Annotated in this window: 16 protein-coding genes; 3 read left to right on the plus strand and 13 right to left on the minus strand. The window is 54.9% G+C overall.

The window, feature by feature from the left end:
* Nucleotides 1-10 precede the first annotated feature (10 nt).
* From IB237_RS14175 to IB237_RS14195, 5 genes are all read right to left on the minus strand, one after another.
* Entirely contained in the window at nucleotides 11-763 is a 753-nt protein-coding gene (locus IB237_RS14175; protein ID WP_192489297.1) for an ABC transporter ATP-binding protein, read from the minus strand.
* Nucleotides 760-1,569, minus strand: a complete 810-nt coding sequence (locus IB237_RS14180; protein WP_192489298.1) for an ABC transporter ATP-binding protein — start codon at nucleotides 1,567-1,569, stop codon at nucleotides 760-762. Before IB237_RS14180 ends, IB237_RS14175 begins: the two co-directional genes overlap by 4 nt.
* On the minus strand, nucleotides 1,566-2,429 hold the full coding sequence (locus IB237_RS14185) for an ABC transporter permease (protein WP_246787915.1): 864 nt from the start codon (nucleotides 2,427-2,429) through the stop codon (nucleotides 1,566-1,568). Before IB237_RS14185 ends, IB237_RS14180 begins: the two co-directional genes overlap by 4 nt.
* Entirely contained in the window at nucleotides 2,426-3,391 is a 966-nt protein-coding gene (locus IB237_RS14190; RefSeq protein WP_192489453.1) for an ABC transporter permease, read from the minus strand. The genes IB237_RS14185 and IB237_RS14190 overlap by 4 nt, the downstream gene beginning before the upstream one ends.
* A 173-nt stretch (nucleotides 3,392-3,564) precedes the next feature.
* Nucleotides 3,565-5,088: an ABC transporter substrate-binding protein gene (locus IB237_RS14195; RefSeq protein WP_192489299.1), complete on the minus strand. Its 1,524-nt coding sequence runs from the start codon at nucleotides 5,086-5,088 to the stop codon at nucleotides 3,565-3,567.
* Nucleotides 5,089-5,323: 235 nt separating this feature from the next.
* Between IB237_RS14195 and IB237_RS14200 the strand changes: the two genes are divergently transcribed.
* The 3 genes from IB237_RS14200 to IB237_RS14210 all read left to right on the plus strand — a co-directional run bounded on the left by IB237_RS14200 (nucleotide 5,324) and on the right by IB237_RS14210 (nucleotide 8,053).
* The gene (locus tag IB237_RS14200) at nucleotides 5,324-6,550 is read left to right on the plus strand and encodes a Xaa-Pro peptidase family protein (RefSeq protein ID WP_192489300.1); all 1,227 of its coding nucleotides are present in this window, start codon (nucleotides 5,324-5,326) and stop codon (nucleotides 6,548-6,550) included.
* Nucleotides 6,551-6,655: 105 nt separating this feature from the next.
* Nucleotides 6,656-6,958 carry a DUF6522 family protein gene (locus IB237_RS14205; protein ID WP_192489301.1) on the plus strand — a complete coding sequence of 101 codons (303 nt, stop codon included), beginning with the start codon at nucleotides 6,656-6,658 and terminating at the stop codon, nucleotides 6,956-6,958.
* Between the two features lie 75 nt (nucleotides 6,959-7,033).
* Nucleotides 7,034-8,053, plus strand: a complete 1,020-nt coding sequence (locus tag IB237_RS14210; RefSeq protein ID WP_192489302.1) for a LacI family DNA-binding transcriptional regulator — start codon at nucleotides 7,034-7,036, stop codon at nucleotides 8,051-8,053.
* Between the two features lie 19 nt (nucleotides 8,054-8,072).
* On the opposite strand, the gene IB237_RS14215 is transcribed toward IB237_RS14210, so the two are convergent.
* The 8 genes from IB237_RS14215 to IB237_RS14250 form a co-directional block, all read right to left on the minus strand.
* Nucleotides 8,073-9,086, minus strand: a complete 1,014-nt coding sequence (locus tag IB237_RS14215) for a hypothetical protein (protein WP_192489303.1) — start codon at nucleotides 9,084-9,086, stop codon at nucleotides 8,073-8,075.
* 13 nt (nucleotides 9,087-9,099) lie between these two features.
* Nucleotides 9,100-10,086 (minus strand): ABC transporter permease, encoded by a 987-nt coding sequence (locus IB237_RS14220; protein ID WP_192489304.1) that lies wholly within the window; start codon nucleotides 10,084-10,086, stop codon nucleotides 9,100-9,102.
* 15 nt (nucleotides 10,087-10,101) lie between these two features.
* The gene (locus tag IB237_RS14225) at nucleotides 10,102-11,604 is read right to left on the minus strand and encodes a sugar ABC transporter ATP-binding protein (RefSeq protein WP_192489305.1); all 1,503 of its coding nucleotides are present in this window, start codon (nucleotides 11,602-11,604) and stop codon (nucleotides 10,102-10,104) included.
* 73 nt (nucleotides 11,605-11,677) lie between these two features.
* Nucleotides 11,678-12,640: a substrate-binding domain-containing protein gene (locus tag IB237_RS14230; RefSeq protein WP_192489306.1), complete on the minus strand. Its 963-nt coding sequence runs from the start codon at nucleotides 12,638-12,640 to the stop codon at nucleotides 11,678-11,680.
* 65 nt (nucleotides 12,641-12,705) lie between these two features.
* A complete protein-coding gene (locus tag IB237_RS14235) occupies nucleotides 12,706-13,755 on the minus strand; it encodes a carbohydrate kinase family protein (protein ID WP_192489307.1) in 1,050 nt (349 codons plus the stop codon).
* The gene (locus IB237_RS14240; protein ID WP_192489308.1) at nucleotides 13,755-14,426 is read right to left on the minus strand and encodes a D-lyxose/D-mannose family sugar isomerase; all 672 of its coding nucleotides are present in this window, start codon (nucleotides 14,424-14,426) and stop codon (nucleotides 13,755-13,757) included. The genes IB237_RS14235 and IB237_RS14240 overlap by 1 nt, the downstream gene beginning before the upstream one ends.
* On the minus strand, nucleotides 14,426-15,580 hold the full coding sequence (locus IB237_RS14245; RefSeq protein WP_192489309.1) for a Gfo/Idh/MocA family protein: 1,155 nt from the start codon (nucleotides 15,578-15,580) through the stop codon (nucleotides 14,426-14,428). The genes IB237_RS14240 and IB237_RS14245 overlap by 1 nt, the downstream gene beginning before the upstream one ends.
* 27 nt (nucleotides 15,581-15,607) lie before the next feature.
* Nucleotides 15,608-16,432, minus strand: a complete 825-nt coding sequence (locus IB237_RS14250; protein WP_192489310.1) for a class I fructose-bisphosphate aldolase — start codon at nucleotides 16,430-16,432, stop codon at nucleotides 15,608-15,610.
* Between the last annotated feature and the right edge of the window lie 6 nt (nucleotides 16,433-16,438).

Here is a 16,438-nt window from a genome sequence, read left to right on the forward strand (position 1 = left end):
ATGAGAAGGTTCAGCCGGCCCTGGGCATGCGGGGTGTGCTGGCAAGCAAGTTACGGGTATAGCTGTGGGAAGGGTTGGCGAGGATATCGCGTGTCGCGCCCTGCTCTACGATCTTGCCCTTTTCAAGTACGATCAACCTGTCGCAAAGCATGGAAACGAGTGCAATATCATGCGACACCACAACAAAAGTCATGTGTCTTGACAGGTCCCGCAGCAACTCGATGATACGGGCGCGCGTGGAGAGATCAAGGGCACTGACCACTTCGTCAGCAATGATGAGATCGGGGCTTGAGACAATCGCACGGGCAATCGCAATACGTTGACGCTGACCACCGGAAAATTCATGAGGATAACGTTTGAGTGCATCCGCAGGCAGGTCAACCGCTGCCAGAGCCTGCGACACAGCCCGTGTGATATCTGTTTCGATTTTGAGAGAACGCAGTGGTTCGGCAATAATGTCGAACACACGCTGACGGGGATCAAGCGACGAATAGGGATCCTGAAACACGGCCTGCACGCTGCGACGAAAGCCACGCATGAAACCGCTATTTTTGATATCAAGCGCCTCTTCACGGAAAGAAACCTGTCCAGCAGACGCTCGCTGAAGCCCGAGCAAGAGCTTCAGCATGGTTGTTTTACCGGAACCGGATTCGCCAACAATTCCCAGATTGCTGCCAGCCTCCAGCGTCAGGTTGATTTCATGCAACACCGGTTTTCCTGCGGTGTAGGAAAACGACACATTGGACAAATTCAGCAGGCTCATGACGCAATCTCCAACGCCTTGTCAAAGGCACGGGCCGCGGCAACCAACCCCTGCGTATAAGGATGCGCGGGTTGAGAAAACAGGGATCCTACTGGTCCTTGCTCAATCAACTCTCCTTGCCGCAAAACAAGTGCGCGTTCTGTTACCGTCGCAACAACTGGCAAGTCATGACTGATAAACAGCAGCCCCATGCCTTCATCCCGCACGAGCGCCTCAAGCAGTTTCAGGATTTCGGCCTGCGTTGTGACATCAAGTGCAGTTGTCGGTTCATCCGCAATCAGCAGCTTGGGGCGGCAGGCCAAGGCCATTGCGATCGCCGCACGCTGCCGTTGGCCGCCGGAGATTTCATGCGGCCAAGACGCAGCAATCCGCTCCGGATCCGGCAATGCAACGCGCTCCAGCAACGCCACAACCCGTTTGTGAATCTCGGCCTTCGAAGCTCTCTGCCGATCGCGTAAAGCACGGCGAGATACGACTTCTGCGACTTGGTCGCCAATTTGCATCAATGGATCAAGCGCTGTCATCGGCTCCTGAAATACCGCCGCCACGCTGTTGCCGCGCAAAGGCACGAGATCACGGTCTTTTGCCCCGATCACCTGCTGTCCATCAAGGATAATAGAGCCGCTTGCTCGCATGGCGTCGGTCAGCAGCCCCATAGCAGCAAGCGCCGTCAATGATTTGCCCGAGCCGGACTCACCAATAAGTCCAACCCGCTCACCCTGGGAGATTGAGAAGGAGATGCCTGAAACCAGCTTGCGGCCTGCGGTTTCGATTTCAAGATTTTCAACCGACAGCAAAACGCTCATCTCTGTCTCCTGCGTGTTGGATCTGCCGCATCACGCAGGCCATCGGCAAACAAGTTCAACCCGATCACCAGAGACACCAGAGCAAGACCCGGAGCAATGGCACCAAAAGGTGCTGTATAAACGGATGCCTGTGCTTCCTGCAGCAATCTGCCCCACGATGCATTGGGGGGCGGCGCGCCAAGTCCAAGATAGGAGAGCGACGCCTCCGCAATGACGGCCAAGCCGAATTGCAGGGCAAAATTGACGATCAATGTCGGCCAGATGTTGGGAAGGACGTGAATACGAACGATGCCCAGCCACGAGGTTCCAGATATTCTGGAGGCCGTTATGTAATCCATCGCCAAGACACGCTTTGCCAGAATGCGGGTCAGTCTGGCGACAATGGCAGAACCGGCAATACCGATGGCAAGGATTGCAGTCCAAAGGCTTGCTCCATCGCTTGAGGCGACAATCAGCATGGCCAGAAGCAGTGTCGGAAAGGCAATCAGAATATCAAGCGTCGCGGCCAGCACATCATCCAGTGTCTGCGTTGCAAATGCCGAGAGTATGCCAATTGTCACCCCGATCAATGCACTGATGGCAACCGCACCACAGCCGACAATGAGAGCGATCCGCGAGCCAATCATGATTTGTGTCATCAGGTCGCGGCCCAGCCTGTCGGTTCCCGCCCAATGAATGAGCGATGGACCTTCAAGCCTCCCACCCACCATGTCGCTGACACCGTAAGGTGTCCAAAACAGTGACAGAAGCGCGATTGCCAGATGCAACCCGACAAACAGACCACCAATCAGCAGCGGCAATGGCAGTTTTATCTTCGCTTCGGCTGTCTCCACAGGAAGGGTCATATGACGATCGCTCATGCGCCACCTCCTACTACACGATTGCGCAATCGCGGATCAATAATTCGTTGCGCCAGATCAGCCGCAAAACCGACAAGCAGCACCAACAATGTCGAGATAAAAAGCACGCCCTGAACATTCGGATAATCGCGCTGCTCAATGCCTAAAAGCAGCATGGAGCCGAGGCCGGGAAGCGAAAACACCCGCTCAACCACCACAGCGCCAAGCAATGTGGACGCCAGTTCGATACCGATAATGGAAATGACCGGCACAGCGCCGTTTCGAATTCCGTGGCGGATCAGCGCCTGCGAAAACGTCGCACCGAGCGCACGTGCGGTGCGCAGATAATCACTGCCCAGCACATCCTGCGTCGCAGAACGAACATAGCGGATCAAAGAGGCTGACATGACGATGGCGATGGTCGCAACGGGCAGCACAAGGGATTGAAACGCGGCAGGCGCGGTTTGCCATCCACGAGACGGAAAGCCGCCCGATGGAAACAGCCGCAGGTTAACCGCAAAAATGCCGACCAGCAGAATGCCGATCCAGAAGACTGGAACCGCGATACCGAGCTGTGAAACGACGGATATCACCGTCCCATACCAGCGGTTCTGACGCACCACCGACAAAATCCCGAGCGGAACAGCGATCGCGATCGCAACAAAAAACGCCATCAACGTGAGCGGTACGGTCACAATCAACCGCTTGCCGATTTCAGACAGCACGGGCGCACCACTGACGAATGAGTTTCCAAGGTCAAAGCGTGCAAGACTGCTGATGAAGCGCAAAAACTGCTCGTAAAGTGGCAGATCGGAACCAACTTGCCGGCGTGCTGCCTCAATCTGCACGGCATCGGCACCGACAGAAACAAGCGCATTGGCAGGATCACCCGGCAGCAGCCGCAGCAAAAGAAACAGGACGAGAGAAGCGATAACAACCGACAGGACCAGAATGGCCGAGCGGCGAACAAGATAGGAAAATATGACGCTTACCTCTCAAGCATGAGCTGCCGACGTCCGGTCCGCTCATCGGCTGACATTTCACAGTTTGCTTCTGACCATTTCCTTATACAAGATCAACGGATTACAGCAAACGCAGCAACGCCGCCGGAAAATAATTCAGGCGGCGTTCTGTGTCGAGTATAGAGTTTCTCTGCTTATTCGGCTTTGGTGATGTCGTAAGCGAAGAACTGCGAGTTCAATCCGTTCAGCGAATAACCGCCGACCGACTTTTTCGAAACAACAATCTGCGGATAGAGATAGAACCAGTTGCTGGCTGCATCTTCAGCAATGATCTTGTTTGCTTCGGTCAGTTTTGCGGTCTGTTCATCGGTCGTTGCACTGGCTTCCGCCTGCTTGATCAGATCAACAACCTGAGGGTTGTTATAACCCCAGTAGAAGTCCGGGTTACCGTAGAACACGATATCACGGTGGTTCACGTGCTCCTGCAGGGTCGCCTGGAAATCATGCGCCTTGTAGATTTTTGTGTACCACTCATTGGCGGTAATGATGTTGATGTTGACCTTCACGCCCACCTTGGCCAGTTCGCTCTGGATAAACTGGGCAGCAATCGGATGCGGGTCGTAGTTCGGCGTGTCGATGGTGAAGGTGAAGCCATCGGGATAGCCGGCTTCCTTCAACAATTCCTTGGCGCTGTCAGGATTATAGGCATCAACTTTGGTCAGATCGACATACCATGGATCGGTTAGCGGTACGAAGGAACCGATCAGAGTACCGTAATCACCCCAAACGGCCTTGAGCAGCTTTTCGTCATCAATTGCGCGGGCGAGCGCCTTGCGAACCTTGACGTTGTCGAATGGTGCAACGCGGTCATTATAGGCAAGCAAAAGCTTGGTGGTGGACTTGCCTTCGCTGACGGTAAAGTCAGGATTATCCTTGAACTGCGCCAGAGAATCCGGGCTCTGCACCGAGGTGATCACATCAACCGAACCGGTCAGCAGCGCATTGTTCAGCGCAGTTGCTTCGGTGAAATACTGAAAAACAACTTCGCCATTTTTCGGCTTTTCGCCCCAGTACTTGTCAAAGCGTTTGATGGCCAGCGATGAACCGCGACGCCAATCTTCGAGCGCATATGGACCGGTACCGTCTTCTTTCGCCTGCAGGTCCGTCGCTTCATCATTGACGATCCAGACATAGCTGAGATTATACGGCAGCGAGATCGAACGCGACGACAGCTTGATGACAACCGTTTCATCGTCAGGGGTTTCGATACCGGCAATTGTCTTCAGGCTGTTCTTGCGCGAACTTTTCGATTCCGGCGCAGCAACGCGCTCAATAGAGAACTTGACGGCCTTCGAGGTCAGCGGCGCACCCGAATGGAAGGTCACACCAGGCTGAAGTTTGAAGGTGTATGTCAAACCATCTTCGCTTGCAGTGAACTCTTTCGACAGGGCGGGCTGTACGGAGCCATCATCATCAAGGCGGAAAAGCGCTTCATAAACGTTGCCATTAAAGGCTTCGTTGATACCCTGACCTGCACCGGCGGTGTTATCAAGGTTCTGTGGCTCATAGAGCGAACCGATATTGATTGTAGCATCCGGATTGTTTTCAGCAGCAAACGCATGCGTGAACACGCCGGCTCCAAGCACGATCGCAAGTGCGGTCGTTACAGCCCGGTTGGTGTGTTTCATGGTGCCGTTGCGGGTTTTGAAACCGCTCATGTTATTCTCCTGTTCGAAATTGCTGGCTGTTGTGGCTTGCCGTCGACAGAGATTATACAATCACGCCGATAGGATCGATATCTGGCTGAACACCTATTTATAATTGTTTCATAGAAATTTATCTCGATTGAAGATCATTACGTAGAGATTTTTTGCTAAATTGGCAGAGGCATGTTTTCGTCGGACAGGATAAACTTCATTCCATCAAATCTGGAATCGACGACAAGAGGACATTATGGCGGATATGGATCGCGAACGGGCGCAGCAACTGCTGGGCGCCTCGGGGCTGGACGGCATGGTTTTATTCCAGCCGGAAACCTTCCGTTATGCGACCGGCATAAGCGCGGGCGTTGCCACCATGTGGGGGCGTGCGGGCTCGGCTATCGCACTGGTCCCGGCCGACAGCACATCGAGGCTCGCCGCAGTCGTCAGCGACCATGTTTTTGCCGGGACAGGCCATTTGCGCCAATCGATCGATCTGCGTTCACACCGCATCTGGATCGATGCCGTGTCTCTCCACGAGGCAACCTCCATTTCAGACATCAATGCGGCCTATCGCAACAGCAATAATATTGGGCCGAGGCCTGAAACTTTTGACCAACAGGCATGTTTTCAGCTTCTGGCCGACATCATAAAGGAGCGTGGTCTCGATCATGCACGCCTCGGTGTCGATCTCGAATTCATGCCCACCGCCGATTTCACGAAACTGAAAAAGACGATCCCGACAGTCGACTGGCAGGACGCCTCCGGCATCGTCAAACGGCTGCGGATGATCAAGAATCCCTCTGAAATCCAGCGTTTGCGCAATGCTGCATCCTATGCGGAAGCCGGGTTGCAACGGCTGGCAAAATCAGCAAAATCAGGTTCCAGCATCAAGGATTTATCCACCTCGTGGCTCACAGGTGCGACAGATGCAGCAATCGCCAATGGTGAGGTTCTTTCAGGACACTGGGATTACATCTCCATCGGCGCAGATCTGCAAAACATGGCAGCAACTGTCAAAGACGGCGACCTAATAAAGGCCGATGTCGGTACGCTCGTCGGTGGATACTCCTCCGATGGTGCGCGAACATTCGTCTTTGGTCAGCCGTCACCACTTGCCAGCGAAGTCTATAAGGCGTTGCTCGAAACGTTTCTTATCGGTGGGGACGCCCTCAAACCCGGCAATACATTCGGGCAGGTCCACGCGGTCATGTTGGCAAACATGCGCAAACTCGGCTTTGAAGAATATTATCGCGGCCATTTCGGCCACTCGGTTGGCGCCGCAGTTGGCATCGAAGAATGGCCATTTATCTCACATGGCAATGACATCACCATAGAACCCAATATGGTGCTGGCATTGGAAGCGCCATTTTATGCCAATGGCCTTGGTGCACTGATGATCGAGGAGCAATTCCTGATCACATCCACTGGCGCAGATACCATGAACCGTCTTTCTCGCGAGCTCGTATCGATCGTTTGAAATTCAGGAATTGATGCGTCAGTCGATCACTGGCGCATCGCGCGTCTGCGCATTATCCTCAAGCGAAAACAACCAACGCCATTTGTGCGGAAATCACCAGCCACCATGAGCCAGCCTCCAACAGTATCACCTGACAAAAAAGCCCCTTCTGCAAAGCGCGATGAAGACGGAAACTTCATTCTCGATGCAGAATTCATTGCCAGCCGCTTCGGCCTGCAGGAAAATGCCGTGCGCGACCTGATGCGGCGCAACCTCGTTCACAGTCTGGTCGAGGAAGGCCGCGACAGTGACGCCAACACCTGGCGGCTTACCTTGCGGTGTGGCAACCGGCAGTGGCGGGCCATACTGGGGACCGATGGCGAATTGCATGATGAGACCATCCGTTTTGTCTCGCCTCAATCACGATAAGGCACTGATAAAACTTGTGAACATCGCTTTTTCCAAGTATTGACTGAATACCCTCTGGGTATGGAACCCATCGACGTGAAAACAAGCATTAGAACCATTGCCAAATTGGCGGGAACCTCCGTTACCTCAGTCTCGCGCGTGCTGAACAACAGCGGCTACACGTCCGCAGATGTACGTGAAAAGGTCGAGGCGGCAATCAAGGAACTCAACTACACCCCGAGCAAGGGCGCGCGCATGCTGCGCGGCGAACCAAGCCGCATGATTGGCTTGTTGTTGCCATCAATCGATCTGCCGTTTTTTGGTATTCTTGCCCACAGCATCGAACAACAGCTTTTTGAACGGGGTTATCAGACGCTGATTTGCAGCACCGCTGAAAACCGCGAACATGAAGAACGCTATATTTCCATGCTTTTGTCGCAGCGTGTCGACGGCGTCATTGTTGCAAGCGCCTTTGGCGACCTGTCGCATTTCCGTTCTCTCGCCAATACACAAATTCCAATCGTCGGAATTGACCGCGAAATGAGCGGCATTTCGAAAGATGCTGTTATGGCTGACCATATCGAGGGTGGACGCATGATGGCGAAACATCTTCTCGACCTTGGCCACCGCAAAATCGCCGTCATCGGCGCACCCGGTCACAGCCAGCCTATTCAGTTGCGCCTTGACGGTGTGCGCCAGGAACTTGCTGCTCACGGACTTGCGCCTGCCAAGGAAGCAATTGGCGAGGAACATCGCTTTGCGGAAATCCACGAGATGGCGCAACAGCTGTTGCGCGACTGTCCCGACGTAACGGGGCTGATTGGGACAACCGATATTGCCGCAATTGCCGCCATCCATGCCATTCACCACCAAGGGCACTCGGTGCCGCAGGATTATTCGGTGATCGGCTTTGATGACCTGCCGGAAGCGTCACACATGTTGCCGCGCCTTACCACTGTCGCACAGCCCATTCGTGAGGTTGGTCTGCAGGCTGTCGAGCGGTTAGAAAAATTGATTGATGCACACCGCAAGGAAAAGGACCTTCCAGCCATGGGAGTGCTGCGCTTGCCGGTTACTCTGGTTGAGCGTGAATCCACCGGGCCTGCACGGCTTTAACCCGGTGGCAATATTGCGGTCATGGCAGAACAGAAGCTGAAATCGAATATTGTGTTGTCAGGCTTTCACCGGCCGTAAAACGCCACGCTGTTGGCACACCTGCCTGGTTGAGCGGATTTGAGGCAGCTGAAATGCCCACACCGAGATCGAACGCCGCCCTCACTGGCTCTGCCCCAAGTGCCAGATGCCTGTTGAGCCACGGGCGCTGGCTGCGGCCGCGATTGGACATCCACAACATCAGGCTCGGGAAGCTTTCACGATCCCATTCAAGAACGGTGCAATAATTCTGCTCAAGATTGTCGAGAGCCAACCGCCCTTCAATGCCCGTTACCAGAAGAAGATTTTCGGATTGCCCGGCAAATGGTAAAGCGGTGGCATCGACCTCATCGCCGTCGCGGCTCTTCAAAGCGGACAGGTCTGCGAAACATTGATCCTCTGCAAAACGCGACAATGGCTGGCGTTCATCCAGAGGGTGTGTCCACACACCACTGTGCGGACCGGTGTGAAGCCTGATGGCACCAGGCGTTTCCGGCAAAGCAAAACAGGGATGCAGGCCAATCGGTATCTCGCAATCGCGCCGCGCCGTGATCGTCAGCTCAAATTCGAGCCCCGCTTTACCCGTCACAGCTACAATACGCCTTTGCAGGGATTTGATCACGCTTTCCCGAGGATATTCAATTTCCGCAACAAGCTCACCATCACCGCCAGCCGAGATGGCCCAATGGTGGTTTGAACCAAAGCCATGCGGATCATCGAAAGCAGGATCAGAGATGACAGCGTGTCTTTGCGCCTCGCGCCAGCGCTCGGGAAGTGGCCGGTCCGGAACCGCACCAAATGGCACGCAGGGCCATTCACCACGCAAACGCTGAAGGATGGCCGGTTGATCGGCCATATCCTCATTTGCCCAGGGAGCAACATGCAAAGGCGAAACTGACCGTCCGTCCTCAAGGATAAACGATACCGGTCCCAGCATGCCGCCCAGACTTTGCAGTGCTGCCTCGCCCCGATCCCATGCCATCGACAGATTTTGCATGTGCTTGTCTTCCTCAGCCATGGCCGGCATGTGGACGATCAATGATCAGATTGATGAATACGGCTCCAAGGATCAGTGCGCCACGAACCACCTGCTGCGCGTAGGGGTTAAAGCCCCACAAGGTCATAGCGTTCAAAAGCACACCTAAAAACAACACACCAACAAAGGCTCCCCATATCGATCCTTTGCCCCCAAACAGGCTGACACCGCCGATGATGACGGCAGAGATGACCTCCAATTCCATGCCTTTGGCAATGGTCGGATTACCGGAATTGAGAAGCGACGAATAAACGATGCCACCCGTGACGGCAAAAAGGCTGGTGATGATCATGCACAAGGTGCGGGTGCGGCTCACAGCAAGACCTGAAAGGCGAGCTGCCTCCGCATTACCGCCGATGGCATAAACCGAGCGTCCAAAGCTGGTGTAATTGGCCAGAACGTAAGCGATAATAAAGGCAATCAACAGCAGATACACCGGTACCGGAACGTGGAATATGCGTCCGCTTCCGATGAAGTAATACCATGACGGGAAGGACTCGATCGGTGTTCCGTCGGTGATCAGATTGGCCAAACCGGCAAGCGTTGCCATCATCGCCAGCGAGGAAATGAAGGTCGGCACCATGAAGCGGTTTCTCAACCAGCCATTAAAGATGCCGATGCCGGCGCCGAAAGCGAATGTCAGTGCAAAGGCGGCAATAACGACCCATATGGCGGGCTCAAAGTCACCGCCTGATATCCATGACACCAGCCAGGCGACAAGGCACGATGAGGCCGCCACCATGGAACCGACCGAAAGGTCAATTTCACCAACAATGATCAGCAGTGTCATGCCAAATGCGATCATGCCGGGTACGGCGATGGTGCGCAAAATATTGAGCTGATTATCAAGCGACATGAACCCACGTGCAGTGAACGCCACCAGCACGTACAGGCCGATGAGGATGATCAGCATGGAGTTCCGCCGTGCGAAGGTCCCGATTTTTCCGCCGGAAAGCGTCATGGAAATCTCCTGAATTCAATGGGTTTGGTGCCGGACCATGCAGGCGGCATAGAGGGTTTTGGGATCAAGCTTCTCATTGACGAATTCGTCGGCGATAATGCCGTCACGCAAGATGAGGATGCGGTCACAGCATTCGACCAAATCCTCCAGTTCGGTGGAGACCACGATACTGGCAAGGCCGCGCGTCGCCTGTTCCCAGATGATGTTGTAGATCTGCTGTTTGGCCAACACGTCAACGCCGCGCCCTGGCTCGTCAAAAAGCAGTATGCGAGGGTCGTCATTCAGCCAGTTACCAACCACGATTTTTTGCTGGTTACCGCCGGAAAGGCTGGAAACGGGCAGCGCCGGATCTCCCACCTTGATCAGCAAATTGTCGATCTGCCGTTTGACATAAGGGTTTTCACGACCGGTGGTTATGAAACCGAGTTTGCCAATCCGCTGCATGGCGGCAAGACACAGGTTTGCATGACTGGACAGGATTTGCGCCAGTCCTCCATGCTTGCGGTCTTCGGAGGTGTAGCCGATACCAAATGCTTTCATGACAGAGATGGAGACATTCGAAACGGTCTTGCCATCAACGACAATTTCACCCGCATCATGCGGTCCTGCGCCGTAGATCGCCCGCAAAAGCTCCGTTCTGCCCGAGCCGAGCATTCCCGCAATACCGACCACTTCACCGGGGTAAAGGTCGAAGGAAATGTCTTTTAGCAATGGGGCAAGCGACAGGTTGCGCACCGAAAGGATTGGTTTGGTCCGCTCTTTGGGGTGCAACGGGCGATGAACCGGCTGGATTTCCCCAAACATCATTTCAAGAATAACCGCAGGTGTCGCCTCCTCAATCGAGCAGGAGCCCGTGAAAACACCATCCCGCAGCGCTGTAACCGTGTCGGCAATCTCGGTCAGTTCTGCCAGTCTATGCGAGATATAGATGATCGTCACACCGCGATCCCGCAGACGCCGGACAAGCTCAAACAATTGTTTGACTTCAGCCTGTGCCAGCGCCGAGGTCGGTTCGTCCAATTGCAGCACAATGGGTTTGAACGACATCGCCTTGACGATTTCCACCACCTGCTGGCGTCCGACGGATAAGGCACCAGCCGGAATATCCGGATCAATGTCACCCGCCCCCATATCATTCAGCAGTTGGGCCGCACGCTTGCGCAACGCAGGCCAGTCAATAAACGGCGTGCCTTTGCGCTTGGGCAAACGTCCCATGAAGATGTTCTCGGCCACACTCAAATGTGGCACAAGGCTTAGCTCCTGATAAACCGTGACAATACCCGCTTCCAGCGCGTCGGATGGGCGCGAAAAACGGCATACTTCACCATTCAGAAGGATCTCGCCCCTTGTCGGTTCGGTGGCACCGGACATCATCTTGATGAAGGTGCTTTTGCCTGAACCGTTTTTACCAAGCAGGGCGTGAACCTTCCCCCGTTCAAAGGAGTGGTTGAAGTCGTCAAGCGCCGTCACCCGGCCATAATGCTTGGTGAGGCCACGCAATTCGAGGACGGAAGACATACGTTCTCCGTTATGTTGTCTGGAGGGTGGGAGAATACGCACGGCATAAATTGATTATGCCGTGCGCGTTTCCTTACTTCTTGAGGCTTTCGGCGAAGGCCTTCACGCCGTCAGGATCAGCGCGTGACAGCAGCAAAGCCGGAACGGTCGTCTGTTCAGCCACCTTGTCGCCCTTAAGAATGGAAAGAGCGGAATCGACACCCTGTGCGCCCATGTCGAATGGAGACTGCGCCGTTACGGCCTGCAAAACATTGTCATTGGCCATCAAGCCTTTGGCAAGCTGTTCGGAACCGTCGATACCGAAGACATAAACGGAACCAGCCTTTCCAGCATTGCGCACTGCCTGCATGGCACCAATCGTACCACCTTCATTGGCCGCGTAGACCACATTGACGTCAGGATTGGCGGTGAGAATGTCGGTGGCGACAGACACTGCCTTTTCCGGAAGCCATGCGTCCTGTTCGGTCACGACATCAACGGTATTGCCTTCAGCTGCAGCTTCCTTGAAGCCCCCTGTGCGCTCACCACTTTGTTCGGGCAACAGCGACTTGAAGCCCAAAATGGCAACCTTTGCCTTACCGCCCAGAGTTTCAGTGATGAACTTGCCTGCCGCCTTGCCGGTGGAAATGCCAAGATCCTTGTTTGAGGTCGAGAAGGTTGCCTGTGCAATACCGGCATCGGTCAGGCCGCCATTTACGGCAACCACCACAATACCTGCATCACGGGCGCGCTTCAGAGCTGCGGCCGAGTTCTTGGCAGACACCGGGGCAATGACGATCGCATTCACCTTGCGGGCGATATAGGTATCGATCGCCTGCGTTTCCTTGGCCTGATCGCCATCGATATTGATTTCAAGAATTTCCGCACCGGCCTTTTCAGCGGCACTGCGCATGCCGGCCTGCAAGGATTTCATGAACTGGTCGCCCTGGAACACGATGCTTGCCACCACCGGCTTGTCGGCAGCCTGTGCCAGCATTGGCGCCATGCTGACAGATGTAATCAAACCCAATGCTGCGGCTTTAAGATATGCCTTCATGCTATTCTCCTCCCTTGTGTTGATGGTACCGGCCTTCGCATACTCCTTCTGCGAAAAGCCGGGCTTTAGCCGAATGCCGGTCTCGTCTCCTTTGTTTCCTCAACGAGAACGGACATATGCGGAATTCCATCGGTGGCCGTTGCGCCACCGAGACAATGGGCCGCTGCACGATGCGCGACAGCGGCAATTCTGGCAGAGGGCCAGCCCTCATGCAGGCCGTAAAGAACAGCGGCGCAGAAAGCATCTCCGGCACCGACCGGGCTAACGATATCTTCTACTGCGACCGGAAGCGAGTAGGTTGTGATCGCCTCACATCCACGCTCAAGCCATAAAGAAAGTTCTGGTGCATGGATGATTGCGCCACGCCGCACGCCACCTGTCAGCAAACTATTGCCTGCCTTGTGAAGTGCATCAACGAGCAACTTGCCTTGGCTGTCACGAACGGCAATTCCCGTTGCCCGCCCGGCTTCAATCTCGTTTATGATGAGGTAATCGCAATAGGGCAAAGCGACGCCAACCTGACGCTGGAAGGCAGGGTCCTCGCTGGAAACGAAATCCACGCAGGTTAGCAATCCCGCTTTTTGCGCAGCTTCCAGCAGATGACTGGCACCGGAGCGACCGTGACCATCAAGCTTGTCCAACCCCGGCAGCAACATAAGATAGCCCAGATAAAAAAGGCGATACCCCTGTTGGGCATAGGATGCCATGTTGATCGACGCCTGCGTCATGTCATCATTGGCGCCACCATGGTAGAAGAAGGTCCGGCTTTGCCCGGGAACCGTCATCACGTGTGTATGGGCTGTGGCAGCTTCACCTAACGACACCATGCCGGAAACATCGATACCGTGTTGCGCAAGACGTTCGCGGACAAACAGGCCATCAGCATCATCACCAAGGCAACCGGCTGCAGACAGCCCGCCGGGAAAACCAAGCGAAGCAAGGTCGGTGACAACATTGGCGGCTCCACCACCAACGCCGATGTCCTGATGCAATATGTGCGTGAGATTACCCTGCTCCGGCCAATAAGACAGCGCATGGACGCGGTCCACAATGAAATTTCCGGCGCAGACGATACCTCCAGAATGTCCGCCTTTTGTCTCCTCCCCCAAAGACATCAGCCGCCCCCTTCGTTCCAGAGCGGCCGGAAGGGTGGCTCATCTTCCTCAATGTCCGCAAAGCGTCCAATCGGCTCAAGGAAGAAGTTATCGTTGCGGTCGTCATTGACCTGGCTGACCTCACCCACCAACACCGGTCCGTCGCCTGCCTTGCCGTAGAAGCGGTGGTAAAGGCCGGGGTGGATCGTCACACTCTGTCCGGGAGACAGCTCAAGCTCTTCCCACTGCGCCAACAGCTGTGGCAGGCCGTCGACCAGCACAACAACATCTTCACTGCTCGACGTACCATCTTCATTCGCAGCACAGAACTCGATCACCAGTGTACCGCCGCCACGATTGATGATGTCTTCCATCTTGGCTTTGTGAAGATGGGCGGGCGTCATTTGCCCTTCGGCAACGAACAGCAGTTTTTCAGCGTAGGTGCGTTCATCTGCCTGCCCAACGATGCCGTTGCGCAGGCAAAAAAGCACAAGACCACACTCGGCAAACCGACCGCTCCCAAAGTCTGTCACATCCCAGCCCAGTTGGTGAGCACGCAGATAAGCAGCATCTTCGGGTCGGGCTGCAAGTGTTTCACCGGTCCAGTCGCCCCACACGGGAAGCGACCATTTCCAGTTATCCAGCATCTCGACGGCAAATTTGAGGGCCGTATTGATTTCGGAGCGCTTCATCAGGACGCCCCCTCAGCATAATTGACGGAAACAACGCGATTTTCGCGGCCAGACTGCAAGGCCGCCGTCAACACGGCATGATGTGCAGCGGCTTCTTGCGGTGTCGCGCAATGGAAACCTCTGCCATTACCACCCGCCAATTCGTCAACGAATGCGGCCCACATTTGCTGGATGGCGTCGGCAAAACCAAACTCGAAAATCTTGCCTGTTATCGCAGGGAAAAGCGAACCATATCCGAGATCTTCGGTGCTCCAGGCCTGGCTGCCGCCATTATAGTCCATCCACTGCCACTGGCGTGGAGACTTGGTGCTGAAATAGGCGCTCTTTTTCATGCCGAGAATGCGGATATACCAGGTGTTGGATTCACCGGGCGCAATACGCCAGGTTTTGAGCACCATGGGAAAGTCCTGATCCTGCGTCGTGACACGAGCGCTGATAGTCGCGTTGTCCCACGTGGTGCAAGGTGCAATGCCACCCTTGCCGTCTGGGCGTTCCGTTACCTTCTTCACCAATTGTGCGTGAAGGGTGGAAGGGCGCCAGCCGAGACGCAGCGGCACATGCAGCACGTGCATGCCAAGATCACCCATGCAACCGTAGGCGCCGTTGATGTGTTCCATACGCTTCCAGTTGATCGGCTTTTGCCGATCAATGTCGGAAGAATGCAGGAAGCCGGCTTCGACTTCCAGAATCTCACCCATCTCGCCACCACGCGCCAGCTCAATGACTTTCTGCGCACCAGGAAAAAACGGCATTTCAGACGAGCAACGCACCACGAGCTCAGGTTTTTCACCCAAAACCTTCACGATCTCGCTGTTTTGTAACTGATCCATGCCAAATGGTTTTTCGCCGAGCAGATGTTTGCCTGCCCGCAGGATATCCGTGTAGAATTCTGCATGCAGGACATGCGGAACGGCGCAATAAATGGCATCCACATCGGGATTAGCCAGCAGTTCCTTATAGTCCGTTGTGCGCTGTCGCACGGTTGGTACGTTGTCGCTGAACCAGTCCATCAAGGCGGTGTTCGTATCGCACACCGCAACAATTTCCGGGCGCGCTTTCGCGTCCACCAAGTGCAGCCAACGCGCGGCTGCACTTGCAAATTCACGACCCATCAGACCGCAGCCGATAACGCCGAAGCGGAAAATCTTCGTCATAACATTCCTCCCTTCGTTACCGCACGGTTAGCCGAGATGGCGTGCCGCTTCCTCTGCAGTTACACCGTCGTGAACGATAGCCATCAGCGCCTGTGTCATGCCCTTGGGGTTGCTGTGCTGGATTACGTTACGACCATAGACAATGCCGCGAGCGCCCTGCTCCATGAGCACCTTGGTGCGCGACAGGATTTCCTGATCACTGACGCGTCCACCGCCACGCACCAGCACGGGAAGCCCCTGCGCAATCTCGATAACGCGGTGATATTCTTCAACGTTGTCGCATGGATCGGCCTTGATGATATCAGCGCCCAATTCAGCAGCCTGGCGTACCAAAGGCAGGATTTTATCAATCGCGCCGTCAACCATATAAGCGCCCTTGGAATTGTCCTGCATGACCAGAGGCTCAACCATTAGCGGCATGCCGTAGATTTCGCATTCGCGCTTGAGAATGTTCACATTGCGCACGCAGGCCCGGTAAACTTCAGGCTGGTTCGGCAACATCAGCAGATTGACAACGACGCAGGCCGCATCCAGCACAACGCCCTGTTCAACAGCCCGGTCAATCACTTCTGAAAACAGAACGGATGGCAGCGGATTGCCGTAGATATTGGCGATGTCAGTGCGAAGGACCAGAGCCGGACGATCCTTGCCTGGAATAGCCTGAAGAAGGGGCGCCGTGCCCGGCGGAAGCTGAATGGCATCCGGTTTTGCTTCAGCGATCACCTGAATGGCGGTTTTCATATTTTCAATGCCCGCAAGGAACGTGCGCTCATTGAACATGCCGTGGTCAATTGCCACGTCAAAGCAGTTTCCGGACGTGCCGAAAAGACGATTGAGGCGTGCTGCCTTCATGGTGGT

It is taken from the genome of Agrobacterium sp. AGB01 (assembly GCF_014851585.1).
GTDB lineage: Bacteria > Pseudomonadota > Alphaproteobacteria > Rhizobiales > Rhizobiaceae > Agrobacterium.